Raw genomic sequence first — 23,695 nt, 5'->3', positions numbered from 1 at the left:
TTATTTTTCCTCCTGCATTAATACTTCGGCAATGTGCATCACTTTCACCTTTTTGCCTTCACGGCTTAAACGTCCGCCTATATTGAGCAAACAACTCACATCTGCACCGATTAAATAGTCTGGCTCAACCTCAGTAATATGCGCCACTTTTTCTGTAACCATTTCGCCAGAAATTTCTGCCATTTTGACGGAAAACGTTCCACCGAAACCACAGCAAGTGCTTTGATTATGAATTGGCAATAATTCTAGCCCTTTCACATTTTGTAATAAGGTTAAAGGTTCGTTCACAATGCCTAATTTACGGCTTAAACTACAAGAAGGGTGATAAACTGCTTTTCCCGTTAATCTCGCACCCACATTGGTTACGCCTAATTTATTAACGATAAAATCCGTTAAATCATAAAAACGATCAGACACTTTCTGCGCGCGTTCAGCCCACTCAACCTCACCAAAACGGTTAAAATATTCAGGATAATTTTTAATTGCGTAAACACAAGAACCGGCAGGGGCAACGATAGGGTAATCATTCACTTCAAAGGTCTCTACCAAGTTTTTCATTCCTGCTAAGGCTTGTTTGGTATAACCACTGTTAATCGCAGGCTGTCCACAGCACCCTTGTTTTTCAAGGAAAACAATATGACAGCCCAATTTTTCTAGTAATAATACTGTATTTTTTGCAACGCCGGCTTTCACAACATCAGCGATACAAGTAACGTAAAAATTTACGTTCATAAATTACTCCAACATAATCAAATAGAAATGAAGAAATCAGGCAAAGTTGCCTCTGCCTGATTTGTAATAATTCGCACTAAACGTTAAAGAAAAGTGGAATAATAAATAATGCAACAAGTGCGGCAATGATACCATAAACAATCATTGGTATAATGGTTTTCTTAATGATCGTGCCTTCTTGTTTATCAATATTTAATACTGAGCTTACCGCAACGATATTATTAATACATACCATATTCCCCATTGCGCCGCCCACAGATTGTAAGGCAAGCACAAGGGTGGCTGACAAGCCCGTAATTTCTGCTGTGGAAAGTTGAACACTACCAAAGGTCAGGTTAGAAACCGTATTTGAGCCAGAGAAGAATGCCCCTACCGCGCCTAAGTAAGAAGCAAATAATGTCCAGTATTCCCCTGTGGCTTCAGCGAAACTTCGACCGATAATTTTCACCATTGAATTATCGCCACCCACAAGCATTAAATTCACCATAATTAATGCCCCAACGAGTGCTAAAAATGGATTGCGAGTTTGTCTTAAGCTTCCCATAAAAATCTCTTTGGTTTTACTTGCCGACAATGAAAATAATGGGATAGAAATTAATACGGTTACCACAAATGGAATTAATGCTGGCACATAAAGCAATTTATAGCTTGCATTAACTGATGTGCCAAAAATGTGTTTTAAGCTGAAAATCAAGCCGTGGCTAATTTCAAATAAACCTAATGAGCCTAATTGCACGCTAAGCCAAGTTGTCGCATCGTTCATCATTGCTTTGAATGGTAATTGTTGCAAACGTGTTACAATCAAAATCGCAATGAGTAACCCTGTTGGCAATAAGGCTTTTACCACTTGCCCCATACTTACTGCATTGTCGTCAAGGTTATTTTCCACTTTTGCTAAACCGATGCCTTTATTCGCCACGAATACAGACACCAACAAGCCAATTGCCCCACCCACTAATGATGGAAATTCATAATTCACTTGTGCTAATAAGAAATAAGGCACCACACAAGCAAAAATACTGATATAAATAAACACAAGATTTTTACGAATTTCACTCCAGCCGACAATTAAACGTAATGCCATTAATGGAATAATTAATGCCGCAAAAGAATGAATTAATGCTGACATTGAACCAATTTCTAAAATTTGCCCTTCATTAAGGTGTAAAGGCCCAAATCCAAACCAAGTTGGCGTACCTACCGCCCCGAAAGAAACGGGAACCGAGTTCATAATTAAGGCTAACATCGCCACTTTTAATGGCGGAAAACCTAGTCCCACTAAAATTGGGGCAGCAATTGCGGCGGGTGTTCCGAAACCACTAGCTCCTTCAATCATAAACGCGAATGCCCAACCGATAATCATAATTTGTGCAACAGGGTTTGGATTAATGTTTCCCAACCATTTACGTAATGTATTCGTTACCCCTGAGGTTTCAGAAAAACGATTAAATAAAATTGCCCCGAAAATCACCGTAATTGGCGTTTGAACCGCCACCAATGCCGCAGTAATATTGGCACTCACAGTGGCAATATCTGTACCGAAGAAAATAAATTGAATAATTAATACCACTACCGCAATCCACGGCAAAGCAACATAAGATGGCAACGCATTACGTTTTACCATTAAATAAATTAATAAAACAATAGGAAAAATACTCAAAAAAAGAGCCATACAAACTACTCCATCAATAATTAATTTTATGACTTAACTGGGTCGCCATTCTATGCTGATTTAATCGATTTAGTAAAATATTTGTTAAGAAATTATGACAGCGATCACAAAAAATTTTAACATTTTGCTAAAAATACTTCCTTCTAGTTAGCCTTTAACCTATCCAATAAGCCATTTCTCATTCAGGGTAAAATCCGCTATAATTAGCCAATTTTGCAAAAAACTTGTTATTTTTTCACCGCACTTTGTTTTTGCCGTGAAAATTTGCCCTAACGAAGATAGAGGTTTTTTATGACAACTCCTGTTGTTGCCCTTGTGGGTCGCCCAAATGTGGGGAAATCCACCTTATTTAATCGCCTAACACGTACTCGTGATGCCCTTGTTGCCGACTTCCCGGGGCTAACACGCGATCGTAAATATGGTCAAGCCAATATTGCTGGTTATGATTTTATCGTGATCGATACGGGCGGTATTGACGGTACCGAAGAAGGCGTTGAAGAAAAAATGGCTGAGCAATCCTTACTTGCCATTGAAGAAGCTGACATTGTATTGTTTCTTGTTGATGCACGTGCTGGACTAACTTCTGCCGATATTGGCATCGCCCAATATTTACGCCAACGTCAAAATAAAACCACCGTGCTGGTTGCCAATAAAACTGACGGTATTGATGCCGATTCACATTGTGCTGAATTTTATCAGCTTGGGCTAGGCGAAATTGTACAAATCGCCGCTTCACAAGGGCGTGGCGTGAACGCGTTAATGGAACAAGTGCTTGCCCCCCTTGCTGAACAGAATGCGGAAAAAGAAGCAGCGCAAAACCAAAGTGCGGTGAAAAATAACGAAGAAAACCAAGAAGATGAATGGGATCACGAGTTTGATTTCAACAACGAAGAAGATAGCCAGCTTTTAGATGAAGCCCTTGAGGAGGAAGAAGAAAGCGAGCAAGAGCAAAATATCAAAATTGCTATTGTAGGGCGTCCTAACGTGGGTAAATCTACCCTCACGAACCGTATTTTAGGTGAAGATCGCGTCGTGGTTTACGATCTCCCCGGTACAACACGAGATAGCATTTCTATTCCGATGGAACGTGATGGTCAGCATTACACGATCATCGACACCGCTGGGGTACGTAAACGGGGAAAGGTGCATTTAACGGTAGAAAAATTCTCTGTAATCAAAACCTTACAAGCAATTCAAGAAGCCAATGTGGTACTACTCACCATTGATGCGCGTGAAGGGATTTCCGACCAAGACCTTTCCTTACTTGGCTTTATCTTAAATGCTGGGCGTTCTTTAGTTATCGTGGTAAACAAGTGGGACGGTTTAGATCAAGAGGTTAAAGATCATGTAAAATCAGAATTAGATCGTCGCCTAGATTTTATTGATTTTGCAAGAATTCACTTTATTTCCGCATTACACGGTAGCGGTGTGGGTAATCTCTTTGATTCCATTAAAGAGGCTTATGCTTGCGCCACGCAAAAAATGACCACCTCAATGCTCACTCGTATCCTACAAATGGCAACTGATGAACATCAACCGCCGATGATGAGTGGTCGCCGAATCAAATTAAAATACGCTCATCCGGGTGGCTATAATCCGCCAATTATTGTGGTACACGGCAACCAAATTGATCGCCTGCCAGATAGCTATAAACGTTATTTATCAAACTATTATCGTCGCAGTCTAAAAATCATTGGCTCACCAATTCGCTTACTGTTCCAAGAAGGCAGTAACCCATTTGCAGGGAAACGCAATAAATTGACTCCAAATCAGTTGCGTAAGCGTAAACGTTTGATGAAATTTATAAAAAAATCAAAGAAATAATTAAAATAAAAGGCGATCAACCATCGCCTTTTTTATTACCTACAGAAAAATGAGCTATTTTTCCACCGCACTTAATTATTGCGTTATCTGGATTGGCAAATAACGATAACGTAAATGAATAAATAAAAATAACAGTATGCTAAATAATGCCAGTATTCCACCAACCACGCCGATATAAGATAATCCCAAATGTTGCATCACTTGATTCCCTAATAATGCGCCGCCACCAATGCCGATATTATAAATCCCTGAAAATATTGCCATTGCGACATCTGTTGCATCGGGAGCAAGTTGTAAAATACGGATCTGTAAACTTAATCCAATCCCTGCAATACCTATTCCCCATAATAAAATTAGTGGATAGGTAAAGGCAGAATGCTGTTTTAATAATAGCAATGAAAACAAGGAAAGGCTTAAACTTACCATTGCAATAAGTAAAAATTTTGCGGGCCCAAAGCGATGAAAGCGACCAAATAAAAAACTTGCGATCATTCCAGCACAACCAAACAGCAATAAAATCAGGGTCGTTTCTGTTGGCGCAATAGTCACTTCTTGGATCATAAAAGGTTCAACATAGCTATATGCGGTGAAATGAGCTGAAATCACAATGGCGGTAAGAACAAATAATCCGACTAAGAGTGGACGTTTAAATAAAATCGGAACACTTTTCAATGAACCGGCATTTTTACTCACTAAGTGCGGTAATAATTTATAGAGAAAAATCAATACGATAAATGCCACCACGCCAATCACGCCAAAGGTGGTTCGCCAACCCAGCCATTGTCCAATAATACGCCCTAAAGGTAAACCTAACACCATTGCTAATGCACTGCCCATTGCTAACAAACCGAGCGCTTGTGCTTTTTTATCTTTCGGTGCAAGGCGTACTGTAAGCGAGGCGGTAATTGCCCAGAACACGGAATGAGAGATTGCAATGCCAATGCGAGAAATCAGCAATACGTGAAAATTCCACGCCACACAGGACAGTATGTGGCTCAAGATAAACAGAATAAATAGTTTAATCAGCAAGCTACGCCGTTCTAGCTTTGCGGTTAGTAACATAAAGGGCAAGGAAAGTAGGGAAACAATCCACGCATAAATGGTGATCATCAGCCCAGTTTGGCTGACGGGCATTTGGAAACTTTTCGCGATATCCGATAATAGTGCCACTGGGATAAACTCGGTGGTGTTAAAAATAAACGCGGAAAACGCCATGCAAATAACGCGCCATAATTTTACACGGCGAACAATTTTGGGAGATAACATTGTTAATTGGGGTTAGCAAAAAAAGGGGGCTATTTTAGCATAGAAGTTTGGTTTTTTCTCAATGGGAAAAATGTTGTTTTAACAAATTCCTTAATTGGTTTTTCCAATTATCTATTGATTTAATTTCATACTGTGGTGATGTGCAGTTTCCAAAGAAATGTAAAGGTAGTTTTATTGATTGATATTTTTTCTCTTGCAATCCTAGATTAAGTAAGAAATCACATTGTTGATTCACAGGAGACATAACTCCTTCACCCACCAATCGAAAATAGCCACTCTCTAGCTGTAAATCTTTCCATTGTATTTGTTGAGGCTCCCAATGCAAGTTTGCTTTTAATTGTGTAAAGTCAGTGTGCATATTTTGTAACGCTTGCTCGTCAAAATTAATTGGAAATCGTTGTGCAATAATCGCTAATAGATTAAGATTTTTTACTTTGCCATTGGTAACGATAGCCTTAAGGTTTCCTTCCGTCATGCTATGCTGATTAAAAAATAATTTTCCTTCTAATTGAGCTATCCCTGTTGCCACACTAGGAAGTTGTAACACATTGAGCCATTGTTCAAATAATACATTCTGTGCAATAAATTCTAGATGTGATGGCATCTGTGAAAAATAAAAATTAAACTTTCCCTGTGATAAAAGATCGGCTTGTCCGTAAATAAAATGCGGTTGAAAAGCTAGCTGAATTTTTCCTTTTGAAAACAACGTATTATTTACTGTTAAATGGTTAAAGCTTAAGAGATAACGCTCCTCTTCTAAGCTCAAACGAGCTTTTGTATTGCTAAAAGTAAATGCTTTCACATTAGCATATAATGGTTGTGCAAATTGCCATTGTCCTTGTAAAGCAGAAAATATCAAATAACCTTTTTCTACCTGAAGTTTTCCTTGCAATTTCAGGTCGCTAGCTTCTTTTTTTGCTAAAACAATAATTTCCATACTTTTTGATTGCGACAAATTGGGAATTTCATTGCGTTCCCATAATGGCGATAAATCGGAAATATCTTGCAAAGAAAGTGCGGTATTTTTTAAAGTTAAATTAATATTTTGCCCTGAAAAAGAAGAGAATTGGCCGTTTGATATCTGAATTTGATTAAACTCAATATTCCCCCCAAACAATGCCGTAAAATTAATATCTAGCACTATTTTTTCGATAGAAAATGCTTGTTTTTGCTCAGAATGGATTTGATAAAGAGATAATTGAATAGGAAAAATATGGTTTTCTATTTTTCCGATATGGATTTTATTATGTTCAAGATGAGCAAGCAATTTGTCGCTTAGACGGGCATACTGTTGCCATAAAAGAAAGCAAAACCCAATACATATTAACAACGCAACAATGAGTATTGCTTTCTTTTTCATTGCTTATTTATCCTTATCAATACGGCTGGCTACCGCATTTTGCTGATCCTTATATTTCGCATCTTGACGGCGATTATAAGGACGGGCAGCCTCACCACTTAGCACTTCAAAACTTAATGCGCCAATCACCATTTTTGGACGCAGTGCTAAAGGCAATTTACCTGAATTATAAAATTCCAACACGATTCGCCCATTCCAACCCGGATCAATGCGATGTGCTGTAACGTGAACCATCAATCCTAGACGAGCAAGGGAAGAGCGTCCATCTAGCCAACCGATAATATTTGCGGGCAAAGATACGGCTTCAAAAGTGGTCGCAAGGGCAAGTTCCCCCGGGTGAAGAAAGAATGCCTCACCGTCATCAATGAGAATTTCATCACTCATCACCGCTTCAAGCTGGGCGGAAACCTCTTCTTTTTTGCCACTTAAATCAATATAAGGCGCTGTATGCTCACGAAATACACGGAAAGAATTGCCTAAGCGTACATCAACGGTTGCACCATTGATTTTGTCATTATCTGGGCGTGGCGTTAAGCTGATAATACCTTGCTCTAAATAACGTTCAATGTCAGTATCACATAATCTCATTGTTATCCCCTATTTGCCTTTCAGTAGATGCAAAATCTGTGCTTTTAACATATTGATTGCAATACGGTTTTTCCCACCACGAGGAACAACAATATCCGCATATTGTTTCGACGGTTCAATAAATTGCAAGAACATTGGACGAACCGTTGCTCGGTATTGATCCACGACCGATTGTAAAGAACGACCACGTTCTTCCATATCGCGTTTTAAACGACGGATAAAACAAATATCTAATGGTGCATCAACAAACACAGAAATGCTCGCCTCTTGGCGAATGCGTTCATCTGTGAGCAACAAAATCCCTTCTAAAATAATCACTTTCTTTGGTTTGAAATGGGTGGTCTCACCAGTACGCGTGTGTTCTACATAGCTATAAACGGGAATATCTACCGCCTTGCCTGCTTTTAATGCGCGCAAATGTTGCAATAATAAATCACGATCCATTGAATTTGGGTGGTCGTAATTGGTTTTAATGCGCTCTTCAAAAGCAAGGTGGGTTTGATCTTTGTAGTAGCTATCTTCGGAAATGATGCCAATGTCTTCGCAACTGAGTTCATCACGAAGTTCTTTATGAATGGTCGAAGCAATAAGGCTTTTTCCTGATGCGGAAGCCCCTGCAATAGCAATAATAATGCAATCTTGATCTGACATAATAGGATTCAATTAAGCGAATGAGTAATTTGCGAATTATAAAGAAAAAATTCACTTTTTGATAATAGTTTCCCCCTTTTAATGAAATAAAACGAAAGAAATCTTCTATTTTGTGATATTGCTCACAGCATTTTTTATCCCATTCAGATAGGATTAACCGCATTTAATTAAGATTAATCAATAAGATAGCCGATTTTCTCGACAAACCATAAGGAGTACGACAATGAAAGGTAACGCAATTTCCACCGCACTTGCCACGTCAGCCTTAATATTCAGTGTGCAAGCACAAGCCAAAGGACGCTTAGTGGTATATTGTAGCGCAACGAATGAAATGTGTGAGGCTGAAACCCAAGCCTTCGGTCAAAAATATGATGTTAAAACCTCTTTTATCCGTAATGGTTCAGGCAGCACCTTTGCCAAAATTGAAGCCGAGAAGAAAAATCCTCAAGCGGACGTATGGTACGGTGGTACGCTTGATCCGCAATCTCAAGCAGGAGAACTTAGTTTATTAGAAGCCTATCGTTCACCTAATGTCGAGCAAATTATGCCAAAATTCCAAGATCCCGCGAAAGTCAAAGGGAATTATACCTCTGCGATTTATATGGGTATTTTAGGTTTTGGTGTGAATACTGAACGCTTGAAAAAATTAGGCATCAAAGATGTCCCTAAATGCTGGAAAGACTTGACCGATCCTCGCTTAAAAGGTGAAATTCAAGTGGCTGACCCACAAAGCTCAGGTACGGCTTACACGGCAATTGCGACCTTTGTACAATTATGGGGAGAAGATCAAACTTTCAATTTCTTTAAACAACTTCATCCGAACATCTCCCAATATACCAAATCAGGCATCACACCTTCACGCAATACGGCAAGAGGCGAAACCACCGTAGGGATAGGATTCTTACACGACTATGCCCTTGAAAAACAACAAGGTGCGCCAATTGAATTAGTTGTCCCTTGCGAAGGAACAGGCTACGAACTAGGCGGTGTGAGTATCTTAAAAGGTGCGCGCAACTTGGATAATGCGAAATTATTTGTGGATTGGGCCTTGTCGAAAGAAGGTCAAGAATTAGCCTGGAAAAAAGGGCGTGCTTTCCAAACCCTCACGAATATCACCGCAGAACAATCCCCTACGGCGTTTGATCCAACTAAACTTAATTTAATCAATTATGATTTTGAAAAATACGGTGCCTCCGAAGAACGCAAACGCCTAATTAACAAATGGGTGAATGAAGTGAAATTAGCGCAGTAAGCGATAAAGCAGACAACCGCCTTTATTCTCCTAAAAGTTTTTGTTATAACAAGAAACTCTAAGTCATCTCTTATGGAAAGATTATGAATAAATTGGTACAGATGTTTAATTGTAGCCTATTTTGGATTTTGCTCGCGCTGTTGGGTTTTATCTGTTTGCCTTCGATGGCGTTGTATTATGGCTTAGCAGAATCTACTGCGGATGAAATTTATGAAGCAATGGGCTGGGCAAGCTTTAATTTAAGTTGGTTTTGGTTTGCATCATTAGCATTCGTACCCATCTTTTCAGCTGTTTTCAAAGGAAAAGGCGAACGGCAACAGGGCATTGCCGAATTTATGGCAGTTTTGGCAATTTTCCTATTCGTATTTATTTCTGCCACCATAGAAAAATTCAATCTCGGCTATGCTATTTTTATTCTAATGTTAAGCCTTATTGCTCTTGCAACTCAAAGTTTAGCAAAAATGAAGGTGATGCAAGGGGATAAATTTATCATCGCCTCGCTAATTAGCATTGTCTTGCTGATTTTCTTTTTTATTGTTTATCCAACTTTGGCAATTTTTGTCTCAATGTTTTATGACAATGGGGACTTTGTGCCAAGCCAAGTGATCAGCATTATCGAAAAACCTTATATTATTCGGATTATCGGTAACTCGCTCAGTGTGGCAATCACGGTGGGGGTTTTCGCGACATTATTTGGTTTAATTTTCGCTCTTTATACGACACGTATTGCGAAACGCACCGCAGTCATCGGAAAAATTTTCTCCATTTTGCCTATTGTTACCCCGCCTTTCGTGGTAGGGTTAGGCGTAACCTTAATGCTTGGGCGTTCAGGTTATGTGACTGAATTTTTGGTAGAATATTTTGGCTTTAGTAGCAACTGGTTATATGGGTTTACCGGGATTATCATTGCTCACACCCTCGCGCTGACACCTATGGCATTTATGATTTTAGAAGGTGCGCTAAAATCTATTCATCCCTCTATTGAAGAAGCAGCTTACACGCTACGCTCGAATCGCTACCAAGCCTTTTTTAATATTATTTTTCCCCTACTCAAACCTGCACTCGCCAATGCGTTTTTAGTGGTCGCAATCCAATCCTTGGCGGATTTTAGTACCCCACTTGTATTGGGCGGTAGTTTTGATGTGATTTCTTCACAAATTTATTTCTATATTGCTGGTTCACAGTTAGATTATGCTTCAGCAAGTACTTTAGGAAGTCTCTTATTAATTTTTTCCTTAGGTATTTTTATTATCCAATATTTATGGATAGGTAATCGTTCATACGTTACGGTTTCGGGTAAATCTTATCGTGGCGATGTGCAAGATTTACCGAGTGCGATGAAATTTTTCATTATTTTTACCCTTGCTTTCTGGGTACTGTTTAATGCGGTGTTATACGGCAGTATTTTCTACGGCAGTTTCACAATGAACTGGGGAGTGGATTACACCTTCACCTTTAAACACTATCTCACCTTGTTTGGACAAGGCTTTAGTGACGGTGCTTGGCCATCACTTATTCATACAGTGATTTTTGCCGCCACCGCAGCCCCAATCACCGCAATTTTTGGTTTGCTGATTGCCTACATTACGGTACGCCGTGATTTTAAAGGTAAGAAAACCCTTGAGTTTTTAACCTTACTTTGTTTTGCCGTTCCCGGAACCGTGGCAGGGGTTTCCTATATTCTTGCCTTTAACAATGCCCCAATTTACCTTACAGGAACGAGCATTATCATTGTGCTATCAATGGTTATGCGTAATATGCCTGTGGGTATGCGCGCCGCTGTGGCAGGCTTAGGACAGCTTGATAAATCCCTTGATGAAGCATCACTTTCCTTAAAAGGAAGCTCATTAAAAACCATTTGGTATATTGTCTTTCCATTACTTAAACCCGCCTTATTATCTGCGTTAGTAACGAGTTTCGTACGAGCAATGACCACCGTCAGTGCGATCGTATTCTTAGTGACCGCAGATACAAGAGTGGCGACCTCTTATATTTTGAACCGTGTAGAAGATGGCGAATACGGTGTAGCCATTGCTTATGGCTCAATTTTAATCGTAGTAATGATGGCGATTATCTTGTTATTTGATTGGTTAGTGGGCGATACACGCATTGCACGTTCTAAAGCGAAAAAAATGAATTAATTAGGTTGTCAAAATGAAGAATAATGATTTTTTAGTATTAAAAAATGTCACCAAATCCTTTGGTAACGCGGTGGTGATCGATGATCTTAATCTTTCCATAAAACAAGGCTCAATGGTTACCTTACTTGGCCCTTCGGGCTGTGGCAAAACCACCGTGCTACGCCTTGTCGCGGGGTTGGAAAGCCCAACCTCAGGGCAGATTTTTATTGATGGCGAAGATGTAACCAAATCTTCCATTCAAAACCGTGATATTTGTATCGTGTTTCAATCCTACGCGCTGTTCCCGCATATGTCTATTGGCGATAATGTGGGCTACGGTTTGCGTATGCAAGGCGTCGGATCGGCTGAGCGCAAACAACGTGTAAAAGAAGCGTTGGAATTGGTCGATTTAGCCGGCTTTGAAGATCGTTATGTGGATCAAATCTCGGGCGGTCAGCAGCAACGCGTTGCCTTAGCTCGCGCCCTCGTATTAAAGCCGAAAGTGCTATTATTTGATGAACCACTGAGCAATCTTGATGCGAATTTACGCCGTAGTATGCGTGAAAAAATCCGCGAACTGCAACAACGCCTTGGCATTACCTCCCTTTATGTGACTCACGATCAAAGCGAAGCTTTTGCGGTGTCAGATGAAGTGATCGTAATGCACAAGGGGAAAATTATGCAAAAAGCGTCTGCGAAAGAACTTTATCAACACCCTAACTCATTATTTTTAGCGAATTTTATGGGGGAAAGTAGCATTTTTGACGGAAGACTTGAAAACGGCAAAATCACCGTCAATCAATATGCATTTTCCTTACCCAATGTGCAATCTTTCGGTTTAGCTGACGGGGAATGCTTAGTCGGTATTCGCCCTGAAGCAGTACGTCTTTCGCAACAAGGAGAGGCAACACAACGCTGTGAAATTCAAAGTGCGGTATATATGGGTAATCACTGGGAAATTGTCGCACTATGGGGCGAGAAGCCGTTACTCATTAATTGCCAGCCAGATAGTTTTGATCCCACCATCAGCCAAGCCTATGTGCATTTTGCTGACTATGGTGTGTTCTTACTGAAAAAAGAAACGTAGCGCAAGGAATCACTCGCAAAACCAAAGTGCGGTGGAAAATTTGAAATATTTCTACCGCACTTTATCTTAATAATAAACAGAATAAACTTTAAATTTATTCGTTTTGGCTAACACTTGGTGCGAACCAAAATGCTGATCCAATAAATCCGCATAAGGTAAGAAAGCATTTGCCACAATGCGCAGCTCTCCCCCTTCGTTTAAATGCCATTTAGCTTGTGAAATAAGTTCTGACACGGCACGAAATGCGGTATCCACCCCATCGTGGAAAGGCGGATTAGAAATGATCAAATCAAATTTTCCTTCAATTTGAGAAAAGACATCATTTGCAAAAATCTCTGCCTGCAAATTATTTTCTAAGAAAGTCCGCTGGGCTGAAGCAACCGCTAAAGCGTGAATGTCCGTCATTGTCAGTGCAACCGTTGGATTATGCTGCTTAATATAGCTCCCGATTACCCCTGCTCCACAGCCCATATCTAGCACACGACCTTGAATTGGGTGATCTAATGTAGAAATCAATAACGCCGTTCCCACATCTAACTCCGTTGCACTAAACACCCCAGGTAAACTGAAAATGGTCAGATCACCCAATTGAGCGTGCTGATAGGATTTCCAATATTTCGCTAAATCAAAGTGCGGTGATTTTTTCAAACAAAAATGATAAAGCCCACAACGTCTTGCACTATCAATCTTGCCAATTTCACCAAACGGAGAAAGCATTTTTTCCGCTGAACGCACACCGCTACGATTTTCGCCAATAATCAATACTTCTTGCTCAGGTGGGCATTGTGATAAAAGCTGCATTAATTGCAACTGATTTTCTTGTTTGTTTTTTGTCCAGTAATAAACAATAAGATCCACGGTCGGCACAAAATCGACGGAAAAATCCACCACACTTTTGTTTTTTGCATAATCAAAATACCACGTCCAACAATGCACCGATTTTGCGCTGCTGCATAATTGTTGTGGAAAATCATCATTCAACGCCCCAGTAAATAATACATTTCGATTTTCAAATAAAGAAAGATGGCGTTCTAGCACTTGGCTTTCAGGTGAAATCACGGTTTTATCCTATTCATAAAAATATCAATAAAATCCTGCTTTTATAAAAGCAAGAATGAGGTTTCTCAATTCTATAATGCGAAATCAGACAAGACAATCATCTCTTTGCAAATAAAATTTCTCGCTGCATTTGACTTTGCCGACGATTAAATTTGATATTTAGTCTTATCCCCAATATCAAAATGTAATGGCATTCGCCATTTTTGAATGGCAAGCAGTGCAAAAAGCAATGCAGAAATCACCGATAACCCATTGAGAAGTAAGGAATAATTTAAGACTTTCGCAAGCCACAATAAGGCGAGAAAGAGAGGTTGCAAATTTAATCCAAAAATACGAAAACAAAAATACTCTTTAAATGACAACCCACCCAGTGTCAGCAACGCGCCGCCTATTGCTAATTGTGGCATTCCAACTAAATGGCATAACAATGCTGTCCAAGTGGCAAATTGCAATAGAAAACGGATATTTTTCAGATAGATATGCAATGATGAGGCACAACATAACGCCGCACAGAGTAAGCCTAAATAGGCAATTTCTGGAAAATAAGGTAACAGTGCCGTCATTATTGCTGCTAAGACAAAACCGCAACGATAAATGATGACCGTAAAATAATCACACCAATCCATCGGTGATTGAATATGTGGATCAGCCATTCGTTTCTCCTTGTTTACGATATTGATTTGGCGAAATGCCATAATATTGCTTGAAGACGCGACTAAAATAAGCCTCTGACTGATAGCCTATATCTAAAGCAATAGTCAGAATGTTTTTCTGCGTCGTTTTGAGTAACATTGATGCCTGTTGCATACGAACTTGAGCCAGAAATTTTCCCGGCGTAATCGCCATTTTCTTTTGAAAAACGCGAATAAAATTGGCGCGCGACATATTCGCAATTTTCGCGAGATTTCCCATATTCCAATTCTGCTCAGGCTGCTGCAAAATTGCACGCACCGCGACGGATAAACGTTTATCTTGCAATACCGCAAGTAGCCCCATTTTGCTTTCGTGTTTTTCAATATAATCGCGTAAAATGTAAGAAAACAGCACAGATGAAAGGGCATTAATAATCGATCTGCCAGCAAATTGTGTATCCCCTTCTGCCTCAAAACGGAATAATGCCATAAGTTGTTCAATTGGTGTTTGATATATCGAAAAATGCAAAATATGCGGCAGAATTTTGAATAAAATAGACTGTTTATCATAATAAAACGCCCCACAGAACATTTCAAAATCACTTTTATCTAAGCCATTACTTGCCCTTTGAAATAAGCCATTTTCACGCTTTTCAATTGACGCTGGTGTCTTTTCTGCAAATTGTCGGCTTTGAATATAGTGCAAATCACCCTCCGGTAAAAAGAAAATATCCCCGGCTTTTAGGAAAATTTTTTCTTTATTTACAATCACTTCACATTCGCCCTGCACGATAATATGGAAAACGCCCATATTTTGTGCCGCACTTGGCTGAACTGATTGCCACTCACCTTGAAATAAACAATGGGTATGAATTTCCCCTTTAATCTGCGCCAACTCAATTAAATGATCTAAAATATCCAATATTTTTACCTCACGATTATTAAGCAATCATCATAAAGTATTTTGTTAGACTTTTTAACCACAAATTGAGATGATTTTACAAGATAGCCCGAATAAATCATCTCATAATAACACAAGCTAAACAGAGATGATTTGATTAAATAGGAGTAAACAATGTTTAAAGACTGGAAACAAGAAAAGACCCACGTTAAGCAATCTTTCGGCGAACTTGGTAAAAAATATCCGAAAATGTTACAGGCATACGGTGCATTATCAAGTGCAATGGAAGCCTCAGCACTAGATGCTAAAACACGTGAACTCATCGCCCTTGCGGTTGCTGTTACCACACGTTGCGAAAGTTGCATTGCAGTACACGCAGATGAAGCAGTCAAAGCAGGTGCGACGGAAGAAGAAGTTGCTGCAGCATTAGCCACCGCCATCGCCCTTAACGCGGGTGCTGCTTATACTTATTCATTAAGAGCCTTAGAAGCATTTAACGTTAATAAATAGTCAATAAAAAAACCTAGTATTATTGCTAGGTTTTTTACCATAAAGGCGTTAGCTCGTTCCCCCCACCGTAATTTGTTCGATTTTTAATGCGGGCTGACCAACCCCAACAGGAACACTTTGCCCCTCTTTTCCACATACGCCAATGCCGTGGTCGATTTCTACGCTGTCGGCGACCATTGAAATATTTTGCATCACGTCAATACCACTACCAATTAGCGTTGCCCCTTTCACGGGTTTCGTAATTTTGCCATTTTCGATCAAATAAGCTTCCGAAGTTGAGAACACAAATTTTCCTGAAGTGATATCCACTTGCCCTCCACCAAAGTGCGGTGCAAAAATCCCACGATCTACGGAAGCTATAAGATCATCAAATTTACTTTTACCAGCTAGCATATAAGTGTTGGTCATTCTTGGCATAGGTAAATGGGCATAACTTTCACGGCGACCATTGCCCGTAGGGGCAACGCCCATTAAACGCGCATTCATTTTATCTTGCATATAGCCTTGCAAAATCCCCTCTTTAATCAATACGTTACATTGGCTTGGTACCCCCTCATCATCAATGGTGAGCGAACCTCGGCGATTTGGCAGTGTACCATCATCAACAATGGTGCAAAGTGGGGAAGTGACTAATTCACCAATTTTTCCAGTAAACAAAGAGCTTTCTTTTCGATTGAAATCGCCTTCTAAACCGTGTCCGACTGCTTCGTGCAATAGCACACCGGGCCAACCAGCGCCAAGCACAACGGGCATTAATCCAGCGGGGGCTGGAATGGCGTTAAGATTGACTAAGGCTTGACGGACTGCCTCTTTTGCAAACGCCACTGCGCGCATTTCACCGTTATCTATCTCAAAAAACCAATCTAACCCAAAACGCCCCCCACAACCTGCACTACCACGTTCACGCTTGCCATTTTCTTCAACTAATACAGAAATAGACAAACGCACTAAAGGGCGAATATCCGCGGCTAATGTGCCATCTGTTGCGGCAATAAGCACTTCTTCATAAATGGCACTTAAACTAGCGGAAACTTTGGTGACGCGCGGATCAGCCGAACGCGCAGTACGATCCACCAGATGCAATAATTCAATTTTCTTTTCTTTGCTTAGGCTTTCCAGTGGATTAATCGCTGCATAGCGATGCACTGCAGAAACTGACATAAACTGCTGTGGCAAAATAAAACTTTGCTGCATAGGCTGAGCGATGCCTTTCACTGCGTTGGCACATTGTTGTAAACTTGCTAAGTTGATTTGATCGGCATAGGCAAAACCTGTTTTCTCGCCACTCACTGCACGCACGCCTACCCCGCGATCAATATGAAAACCGCCTTCTTTAATAATACCGTCTTCTAACACCCAGCTTTCATCTTGGCTAAGTTGGAAATATAAATCGGCATAATCAATATTGCGGTGATCCATAAGGTTAAAGACATTTATTAAATCTTGCGTCGCCAACTGGCTTGGCGTAAGTAGGGATTGGGTTACTTTGTTTAGCATTGTTTTCTCTTATAAAGATAGGGGCGGACAAAACTGAGCGCCATTGTGTTGAAAAAAATTCTAATATTCAGACCGCACTTCATAAGCAAAGTGCGGTGCTTTTTAGTGAAGTTTTACATTACCACAACATCAAATTGTTCCTGATGGTAAAAAACCTCGGTCTTAATTTGAATTTGTTTACCCAAAAAGACTTCTAATTCTGCAATTAATCCGTGGCTTTCTTCATTAATTAAATAGTCTGCAACTGCTCTTGAGGCATATACGACAAATTTTTCGCTATCAAAAAGATGATGCACGCGGATAATTTCACGCATAATTTCGTAACAAATGGTTTCTACGGTTTTCACTCGTCCACGTCCGCTACATTCGGGACATTCATCACATAAAACGTGTTCTAGGCTCTCACGAGTTCGTTTGCGTGTCATTTCCACTAAACCGAGCTGGGTGAAACCATTTACACTGGTTTTGACGCGATCTTTCGCTAAGGCTTCTTGCAACGATTCCAATACACGAGTTTGATGCTCTTCTGACTGCATATCAATAAAATCAATGATGATAATGCCCCCCAGATTGCGCAGTTGAAGCTGTTGGGCGATCGCTTTGGTTGCTTCAATATTGGTATTAAAAATCGTTTCTTCAAGGTTACGATGCCCTACGAATGCCCCCGTATTAATATCAATGGTGGTCATTGCTTCCGTTTGCTCAATGATAAGATAACCGCCCGATTTCAAATTAACGCGCTTATCTAATGCGGTATGAATGGCATTTTCTACTCCATACACATCAAATAGTGGTTGATTGCCAGAATGAAGTACTAATTTTTCTGTTAAACTCGGGATAAATTCTTCGGTAAATTCTTTCACTTCATTGAAACAAAGATTAGAATCAATGCGGATTTTTTCTAGATCGACGCCGATAAAATCGCGCAAAATACGTTGCGGAAGCGCAAGTTCACCATAAAGCATTGAACGTGTTGGGTATTTTGCACGGCGTTCCATTACTTTACGCCATAAGCGTTTTAAAAATTCTGCATCTTGTAAAAGTTCTTCTTCCTTTGCGCCTTCCGCCGCGGTACGGATAATAAAACCACCTAATTCATCACAAAAAGGCAATACCAGATCTTTTAATCGCGCACGTTCTTCTTCACTTTCAATACGTTGCGACACGCCAACGTGGCTGTTTTCTGGCATAAACACGAGGTAGCGAGAAGGCAGAGTAATATCCGTAGTCAGTCTTGCTCCTTTTGTGCCAAGGGGATCTTTCACCACCTGCACCACAATATCTTGCCCTTCACGCACTAGCTCTGCAATATCTTTCACGATAAACTGTTTTTTCTCGTTTTCATCCACACATTCTGTGTGTGAAACAATGTCAGAGGCGTGCAAAAAGGCTGCCTTCTCCAAACCAATATCCACAAAAGCCGATTGCATTCCCGGCAATACTCGGGTTACACGACCTTTATAAATATTGCCAACAATGCCACGTTTAGCTTGCCGTTCTATATGTACTTCTTTCAAGATTCCTGTATCTACAAGGGCAATACGCGTTTCACTCGGCGTTACATTAACTAATAATTCTACGGTTTCCATATTAATCTTGTTTGCTTGTTTTTCTGTTGGCTAGTCTAACGAAAAGGGAAATAGAATAACAGTACCAAATCAGGTAAAATATGACCTTTCTCAAATTTTAACCTTTTCTTTTGGAATGTTCCGTTTATAAATTATGATCGATTTTCGTCCTTTTTACCAACAAATTGCCACAAGCCCACTTTCAGCTTGGCTTGAAACGCTCCCCGCTCAACTTAAACAATGGGAAAAACAAACCCACGGCGATTATACCAAGTGGGCAAAAATTGTGGATTTTCTACCTGATTTACACGCCAACCAAATTAATTTAAAAAGTGCGGTGCAATCTGAGGGCGATTTTGAACTTAGCGCAGGCGAGCGTCAGCGCATTGTGTATCATCTTAAGCAATTAATGCCTTGGCGCAAAGGGCCTTATCACCTTTTTGGTATTCATATTGATTGCGAATGGCGTTCTGATTTCAAATGGGATCGCGTGCTACCTCACCTTGCACCATTAAAAGATCGCTTAATTTTAGATGTGGGCTGTGGCAGCGGCTATCATATGTGGCGAATGCTAGGTGAAGGTGCCAAAATGGTGGTAGGCATTGATCCAACAGAACTCTTTTTATGCCAATTTGAGGCTGTGCGTAAATTGTTAAATAATGATCGCCGAGCCAATTTAATTCCCCTTGGTATTGAACAAATGCAACCTTTAGGGGTATTTGATACCGTGTTTTCAATGGGGGTGTTGTATCATCGCAAATCCCCTTTTGAGCATTTCGCTCAATTGAAAAATCAGCTGAGGGCAGGTGGGGAATTAGTACTTGAAACGTTAGTCATTGATGGTGATGAAAACACCGTACTTGTACCGCAAGATCGTTACGCAAAAATGAAAAACGTCTATTTTATTCCTTCTGTCAATGCCTTGATTTTATGGCTAGAAAAGAGTGGATTTCACAATGTGCGTTGTGTTGATGTGGCCGTAACCCGCCTTGAAGAACAACGTAAAACCGAATGGCTAGAAAACGAAAGCCTGATTGATTTCCTTGATCCACAAGATCACAGCAAAACGATTGAAGGCTATCCCGCCCCAAAAAGAGCGGTGATTTTGGCGAATAAATAATGAATGAAAAAAGCACTGCACTTACAAAATCGCTCAAATATGACTTATTTGAGCGATTTTGATATTCTTTCTTAAGAATATAAGCTATTCATTCTCAGTGATGCTTATCTGCTTTTATTCCCTAAAAAAACAAAAAACGCCACTGAGTTCCCTCAATGGCGTTCTTCTCTCATTCAAAACCTGGCGGTGCCCTACTCTCACATGGGAAACTCCCACACTACCATCGGCGTTACAGCGTTTCACTTCTAAGTTCGGCATGGATTTAGGTGGGTCCACTGCACTAACGCCGCCAAGATAATTCTTTCGCTTATCTAAAGCTTATCTCTCTTATCTACAGACTTCAAAGCATTCCGCTCTAAAATCTCTACTCTCTCAATCAAAAACAAGCCAAAACCCTTGAGTGTTGTATAGTTAAGCCTCTCGGGCAATTAGTACTGGTTAGCTCAACGACTCACATCGCTTACACACCCAGCCTATCTACGTCTTAGTCTCAAACAACCCTTACCAACTTAAAGTCGGGGAGAACTCATCTTAAGGCAAGTTTCGTGCTTAGATGCTTTCAGCACTTATCTCTTCCGCATTTAGCTACCCAGCAGTGCCTCTGGCGAGACAACTGGTACACCAGTGATGCGTCCACTCCGGTCCTCTCGTACTAGGAGCAGCCCCTCTCAATTCTCCAACGCCCACGGCAGATAGGGACCGAACTGTCTCACGACGTTCTAAACCCAGCTCGCGTACCACTTTAAATGGCGAACAGCCATACCCTTGGGACCTACTTCAGCCCCAGGATGTGATGAGCCGACATCGAGGTGCCAAACACCGCCGTCGATATGAACTCTTGGGCGGTATCAGCCTGTTATCCCCGGAGTACCTTTTATCCGTTGAGCGATGGCCCTTCCATTCAGAACCACCGGATCACTATGACCTGCTTTCGCACCTGCTCGACTTGTCTGTCTCGCAGTTAAGCTTGCTTATACCATTGCACTAACCTGACGATGTCCGACCGTCATTAGCAAACCTTCGTGCTCCTCCGTTACCCTTTGGGAGGAGACCGCCCCAGTCAAACTACCCACCAGACACTGTCCGAACACCCGTTTCAGGCGCTTCGTTAGAACATCAAACGTTAAAGGGTGGTATTTCAACAACGACTCCACGATAACTGGCGTTACCGCTTCATAGTCTCCCACCTATCCTACACATCAAAATTCAAGGTTCAGTGTCAAGCTATAGTAAAGGTTCACGGGGTCTTTCCGTCTAGCCGCGGGTACACCGCATCTTCACGGCGATTTCAATTTCACTGAGTCTCGGGTGGAGACAGCCTGGCCATCATTATGCCATTCGTGCAGGTCGGAACTTACCCGACAAGGAATTTCGCTACCTTAGGACCGTTATAGTTACGGCCGCCGTTTACTGGGGCTTCGATCAGGAGCTTCTCTTTCGATTACACCATCAATTAACCTTCCAGCACCGGGCAGGCATCACACCCTATACGTCCACTTTCGTGTTTGCAGAGTGCTGTGTTTTTAATAAACAGTTGCAGCCAGCTGGTATCTTCGACTGGTTCATGCTCCATTCGCAAAGAACTTCACACTACGCCAGCGCACCTTCTCCCGAAGTTACGGTGCTATTTTGCCTAGTTCCTTCACCCGAGTTCTCTCAAGCGCCTGAGTATTCTCTACCTGACCACCTGTGTCGGTTTTCAGTACGGTTTAGTAAAGCCTGAAGCTTAGTGGCTTTTCCTGGAAGTGTGGTATCAGTTACTTCAGCTCCGTAGAGCCTCGTCATCATCTCTCTGTGTTGACAGTAGACCGGATTTGCCTAGTCTACCCACCTACCAACTTAAACGTACATTTCCAACAGTACGCTAACCTAACCTTCTCCGTCCCCACATCGCAGCTTTACCAAGTACGGGAATATTAACCCGTTTCCCATCGACTACGCTTTTCAGCCTCGCCTTAGGGGCCGACTCACCCTGCCCCGATTAACGTTGGACAGGAACCCTTGGTCTTCCGGCGAACGGGTTTTTCACCCGTTTTATCGTTACTTATGTCAGCATTCGCACTTGTGATACGTCCAGCAAACCTCTCAATTCACCTTCTTCCGCTTACACAACGCTCCCCTACCCAACAATCTTTCGATTGATGCCGCAGCTTCGGTACTATATTTTAGCCCCGTTACATCTTCCGCGCAGGCCGACTCGACTAGTGAGCTATTACGCTTTCTTTAAATGGTGGCTGCTTCTAAGCCAACATCCTAGCTGTCTAAGCCTTCCCACTTCGTTTCCCACTTAATATAGATTTTGGGACCTTAGCTGGCGGTCTGGGTTGTTTCCCTCTCCACGACGGACGTTAGCACCCGCCGTGTGTCTCCTGTGCAGTACTCTTTGGTATTCGGAGTTTGCATCGGTTTGGTAACCCGGGATGGGCCCCTAGCCGAAACAGTGCTCTACCCCCAAAGGTATTCACACAAGGCTCTACCTAAATAGATTTCGGGGAGAACCAGCTATCTCCCGGTTTGATTGGCCTTTCACCCCCAGCCACAGGTCATCCGCTAATTTTTCAACATTAGTCGGTTCGGTCCTCCAGTTAGTGTTACCCAACCTTCAACCTGCCCATGGCTAGATCACCGGGTTTCGGGTCTATACCTTGCAACTCATCGCCCAGTTAAGACTCGGTTTCCCTTCGGCTCCCTTATTCAGTTAACCTCGCTACAAAATATAAGTCGCTGACCCATTATACAAAAGGTACGCAGTCACCCCAAAGGGCTCCCACTGCTTGTACGTACAGGGTTTCAGGTTCTATTTCACTCCCCTCACCGGGGTTCTTTTCGCCTTTCCTTCACAGTACTGGTTCACTATCGGTCAATCAGGAGTATTTAGCCTTGGAGGATGGTCCCCCCATCTTCAAACAGGATTCCTCGTGTCCCGCCCTACTTCTCGTAAGCTTAGTACCACACGCGATTTTTTAGATACGGGGCTATCACCCTGTTTCGCTTGACTTCCCAGTCAATTCTCCTAAATCACTTGCTATCACTTACTGGCTACTCCGCTTTCGCTCGCCGCTACTCACAGAATCTCGGTTGATTTCTTTTCCTCGGGGTACTTAGATGTTTCAGTTCTCCCGGTTCGCCTTGTTTACCTAGTTTATTCAGTAAACAATGATAGGTTCTTCACCTATCGGGTTTCCCCATTCGGACATCGTGGGTTAAACGCTTCTTATCAACTCACCCACGCTTTTCGCAGATTAGCACGTCCTTCTTCGCCTCTGATTGCCAAGGCATCCGCCCTGTACGCTTTCTCACTTAACTATACAACCTCAAGGATTTTTTCCTTAAAGCTATCATCGTCATTCGTTGAGAATCGCTTACTTGCTTTTGTTCAAGTAAGTCTTCTTCTACTCAGACTTCTTCAATTCAGTGATAAACTTTATCCTTTATCACCGGCTTGAAAGTCTCTTCAGTTTTCAGCTTGTTTTTACATTGTTAAAGAGCAAATAGGATAATACTGATTTTGTGTACTATCATTACTAAATTCTCTGACTAAAATCTATCTTAAGTACACTTACTTAAGACAATCTAAAAGAACTTACTAATGATTTACATCTCATTAAATGATTTGGTGGAGATAAGCGGGATCGAACCGCTGACCTCCTGCGTGCAAGGCAGGCGCTCTCCCAGCTGAGCTATATCCCCAATCATTTCTTCTTCATCACTTGAGTGGTGGGTCTGAGTGGACTTGAACCACCGACCTCACCCTTATCAGGGGTGCGCTCTAACCACCTGAGCTACAGACCCTCAAGGATTCGGGTATTCCTTTGCTTCTCATTGTCTAACATCAATCAACCAATCTGTGTGAACA

Annotated in this window: 17 protein-coding genes, 2 tRNA genes and 2 rRNA genes; 6 read left to right on the top strand and 15 right to left on the bottom strand. The window is 41.4% G+C overall.

All coding sequences use genetic code 11. From position 1 onward, the window contains the following. Both L4F93_RS06370 and L4F93_RS06365 read right to left on the bottom strand, forming a co-directional pair. The gene (locus tag L4F93_RS06370) at window positions 1–732 is read right to left on the bottom strand and encodes a (Fe-S)-binding protein (RefSeq protein WP_250349519.1); all 732 of its coding nucleotides are present in this window, start codon (window positions 730–732) and stop codon (window positions 1–3) included. Window positions 733–808: 76 nt separating this feature from the next. After that, window positions 809–2,404: a lactate permease LctP family transporter gene (locus L4F93_RS06365; RefSeq protein ID WP_250349518.1), complete on the bottom strand. Its 1,596-nt coding sequence runs from the start codon at window positions 2,402–2,404 to the stop codon at window positions 809–811. Window positions 2,405–2,695: 291 nt separating this feature from the next. On the opposite strand from L4F93_RS06365, the gene der reads away from it, so the two are divergent. Next, window positions 2,696–4,228, top strand: coding sequence for a ribosome biogenesis GTPase Der (gene der, locus L4F93_RS06360; RefSeq protein WP_250349517.1), 1,533 nt, complete (start codon window positions 2,696–2,698; stop codon window positions 4,226–4,228). A gap of 75 nt (window positions 4,229–4,303) precedes the next feature. On the opposite strand, the gene L4F93_RS06355 is transcribed toward der, so the two are convergent. Genes L4F93_RS06355 through udk form a run of 4 tightly spaced genes read right to left on the bottom strand, consistent with a single transcriptional unit; the run spans window position 4,304 to window position 8,093 of the window. Then, a complete protein-coding gene (locus tag L4F93_RS06355; RefSeq protein WP_250349516.1) occupies window positions 4,304–5,494 on the bottom strand; it encodes a sugar transporter in 1,191 nt (396 codons plus the stop codon). A gap of 58 nt (window positions 5,495–5,552) precedes the next feature. Next, window positions 5,553–6,854, bottom strand: coding sequence for a hypothetical protein (locus tag L4F93_RS06350; RefSeq protein ID WP_250349515.1), 1,302 nt, complete (start codon window positions 6,852–6,854; stop codon window positions 5,553–5,555). A gap of 3 nt (window positions 6,855–6,857) precedes the next feature. Next, window positions 6,858–7,442 (bottom strand): dCTP deaminase, encoded by a 585-nt coding sequence (gene dcd / locus L4F93_RS06345; RefSeq protein WP_250349514.1) that lies wholly within the window; start codon window positions 7,440–7,442, stop codon window positions 6,858–6,860. A 9-nt stretch (window positions 7,443–7,451) separates the two neighbouring features. Beyond that, on the bottom strand, window positions 7,452–8,093 hold the full coding sequence (udk, locus tag L4F93_RS06340) for a uridine kinase (protein ID WP_250349513.1): 642 nt from the start codon (window positions 8,091–8,093) through the stop codon (window positions 7,452–7,454). A 223-nt stretch (window positions 8,094–8,316) separates the two neighbouring features. Here udk and L4F93_RS06335 point away from each other — a divergent pair, with 223 nt between their 5' ends. The 3 genes from L4F93_RS06335 (at window position 8,317) to fbpC (ending at window position 12,552) form a co-directional block, all read left to right on the top strand. Continuing rightward, window positions 8,317–9,345 (top strand): ABC transporter substrate-binding protein, encoded by a 1,029-nt coding sequence (locus L4F93_RS06335; RefSeq protein WP_250349512.1) that lies wholly within the window; start codon window positions 8,317–8,319, stop codon window positions 9,343–9,345. An 83-nt stretch (window positions 9,346–9,428) separates the two neighbouring features. Then, entirely contained in the window at window positions 9,429–11,486 is a 2,058-nt protein-coding gene (locus tag L4F93_RS06330; protein WP_250349511.1) for an ABC transporter permease, read from the top strand. Window positions 11,487–11,499: 13 nt separating this feature from the next. Further along, on the top strand, window positions 11,500–12,552 hold the full coding sequence (fbpC, locus tag L4F93_RS06325) for a ferric ABC transporter ATP-binding protein (RefSeq protein WP_250349510.1): 1,053 nt from the start codon (window positions 11,500–11,502) through the stop codon (window positions 12,550–12,552). Between the two features lie 66 nt (window positions 12,553–12,618). On the opposite strand, the gene rsmC is transcribed toward fbpC, so the two are convergent. The 3 genes from rsmC to L4F93_RS06310 all read right to left on the bottom strand — a co-directional run bounded on the left by rsmC (window position 12,619) and on the right by L4F93_RS06310 (window position 15,165). Beyond that, complete coding sequence (gene rsmC, locus L4F93_RS06320; protein WP_250349509.1) at window positions 12,619–13,611, bottom strand: 16S rRNA (guanine(1207)-N(2))-methyltransferase RsmC; 993 nt, start codon at window positions 13,609–13,611, stop codon at window positions 12,619–12,621. Between the two features lie 146 nt (window positions 13,612–13,757). Next, window positions 13,758–14,264 carry a DUF2301 domain-containing membrane protein gene (locus L4F93_RS06315; RefSeq protein WP_250349508.1) on the bottom strand — a complete coding sequence of 169 codons (507 nt, stop codon included), beginning with the start codon at window positions 14,262–14,264 and terminating at the stop codon, window positions 13,758–13,760. Then, on the bottom strand, window positions 14,257–15,165 hold the full coding sequence (locus L4F93_RS06310; RefSeq protein WP_250349507.1) for a helix-turn-helix domain-containing protein: 909 nt from the start codon (window positions 15,163–15,165) through the stop codon (window positions 14,257–14,259). Before L4F93_RS06310 ends, L4F93_RS06315 begins: the two co-directional genes overlap by 8 nt. A gap of 153 nt (window positions 15,166–15,318) precedes the next feature. Here L4F93_RS06310 and L4F93_RS06305 point away from each other — a divergent pair, with 153 nt between their 5' ends. Beyond that, on the top strand, window positions 15,319–15,654 hold the full coding sequence (locus L4F93_RS06305; protein ID WP_250349506.1) for a carboxymuconolactone decarboxylase family protein: 336 nt from the start codon (window positions 15,319–15,321) through the stop codon (window positions 15,652–15,654). Window positions 15,655–15,702: 48 nt separating this feature from the next. Here the strand turns inward: L4F93_RS06305 and tldD are convergent, their stop codons facing one another. Both tldD and rng read right to left on the bottom strand, forming a co-directional pair. Beyond that, window positions 15,703–17,151 carry a metalloprotease TldD gene (gene tldD / locus L4F93_RS06300; RefSeq protein ID WP_250349505.1) on the bottom strand — a complete coding sequence of 483 codons (1,449 nt, stop codon included), beginning with the start codon at window positions 17,149–17,151 and terminating at the stop codon, window positions 15,703–15,705. Between the two features lie 113 nt (window positions 17,152–17,264). After that, complete coding sequence (gene rng / locus L4F93_RS06295; protein WP_250349504.1) at window positions 17,265–18,740, bottom strand: ribonuclease G; 1,476 nt, start codon at window positions 18,738–18,740, stop codon at window positions 17,265–17,267. A 133-nt stretch (window positions 18,741–18,873) separates the two neighbouring features. On the opposite strand from rng, the gene cmoB reads away from it, so the two are divergent. Beyond that, window positions 18,874–19,839, top strand: a complete 966-nt coding sequence (gene cmoB, locus L4F93_RS06290) for a tRNA 5-methoxyuridine(34)/uridine 5-oxyacetic acid(34) synthase CmoB (RefSeq protein WP_250349503.1) — start codon at window positions 18,874–18,876, stop codon at window positions 19,837–19,839. Between the two features lie 178 nt (window positions 19,840–20,017). On the opposite strand, the gene rrf is transcribed toward cmoB, so the two are convergent. The 4 genes from rrf to L4F93_RS06270 form a co-directional block, all read right to left on the bottom strand. Beyond that, window positions 20,018–20,133, bottom strand: a 5S ribosomal RNA gene (gene rrf / locus L4F93_RS06285). A 113-nt stretch (window positions 20,134–20,246) separates the two neighbouring features. Further along, window positions 20,247–23,145, bottom strand: a 23S ribosomal RNA gene (locus L4F93_RS06280). Between the two features lie 308 nt (window positions 23,146–23,453). Further along, window positions 23,454–23,529 (bottom strand) — tRNA-Ala (locus L4F93_RS06275). A gap of 25 nt (window positions 23,530–23,554) precedes the next feature. Continuing rightward, window positions 23,555–23,631, bottom strand: a tRNA-Ile gene (locus tag L4F93_RS06270). Window positions 23,632–23,695: the final 64 nt, after the last annotated feature.

Origin of the sequence: Avibacterium sp. 20-132, assembly GCF_023611925.1 — a bacterium.
GTDB lineage: Bacteria > Pseudomonadota > Gammaproteobacteria > Enterobacterales > Pasteurellaceae > Avibacterium.
The sequence above is the reverse complement of the archived record's forward strand: the minus strand, read 5'-3'. Positions and strand labels throughout refer to the sequence as shown.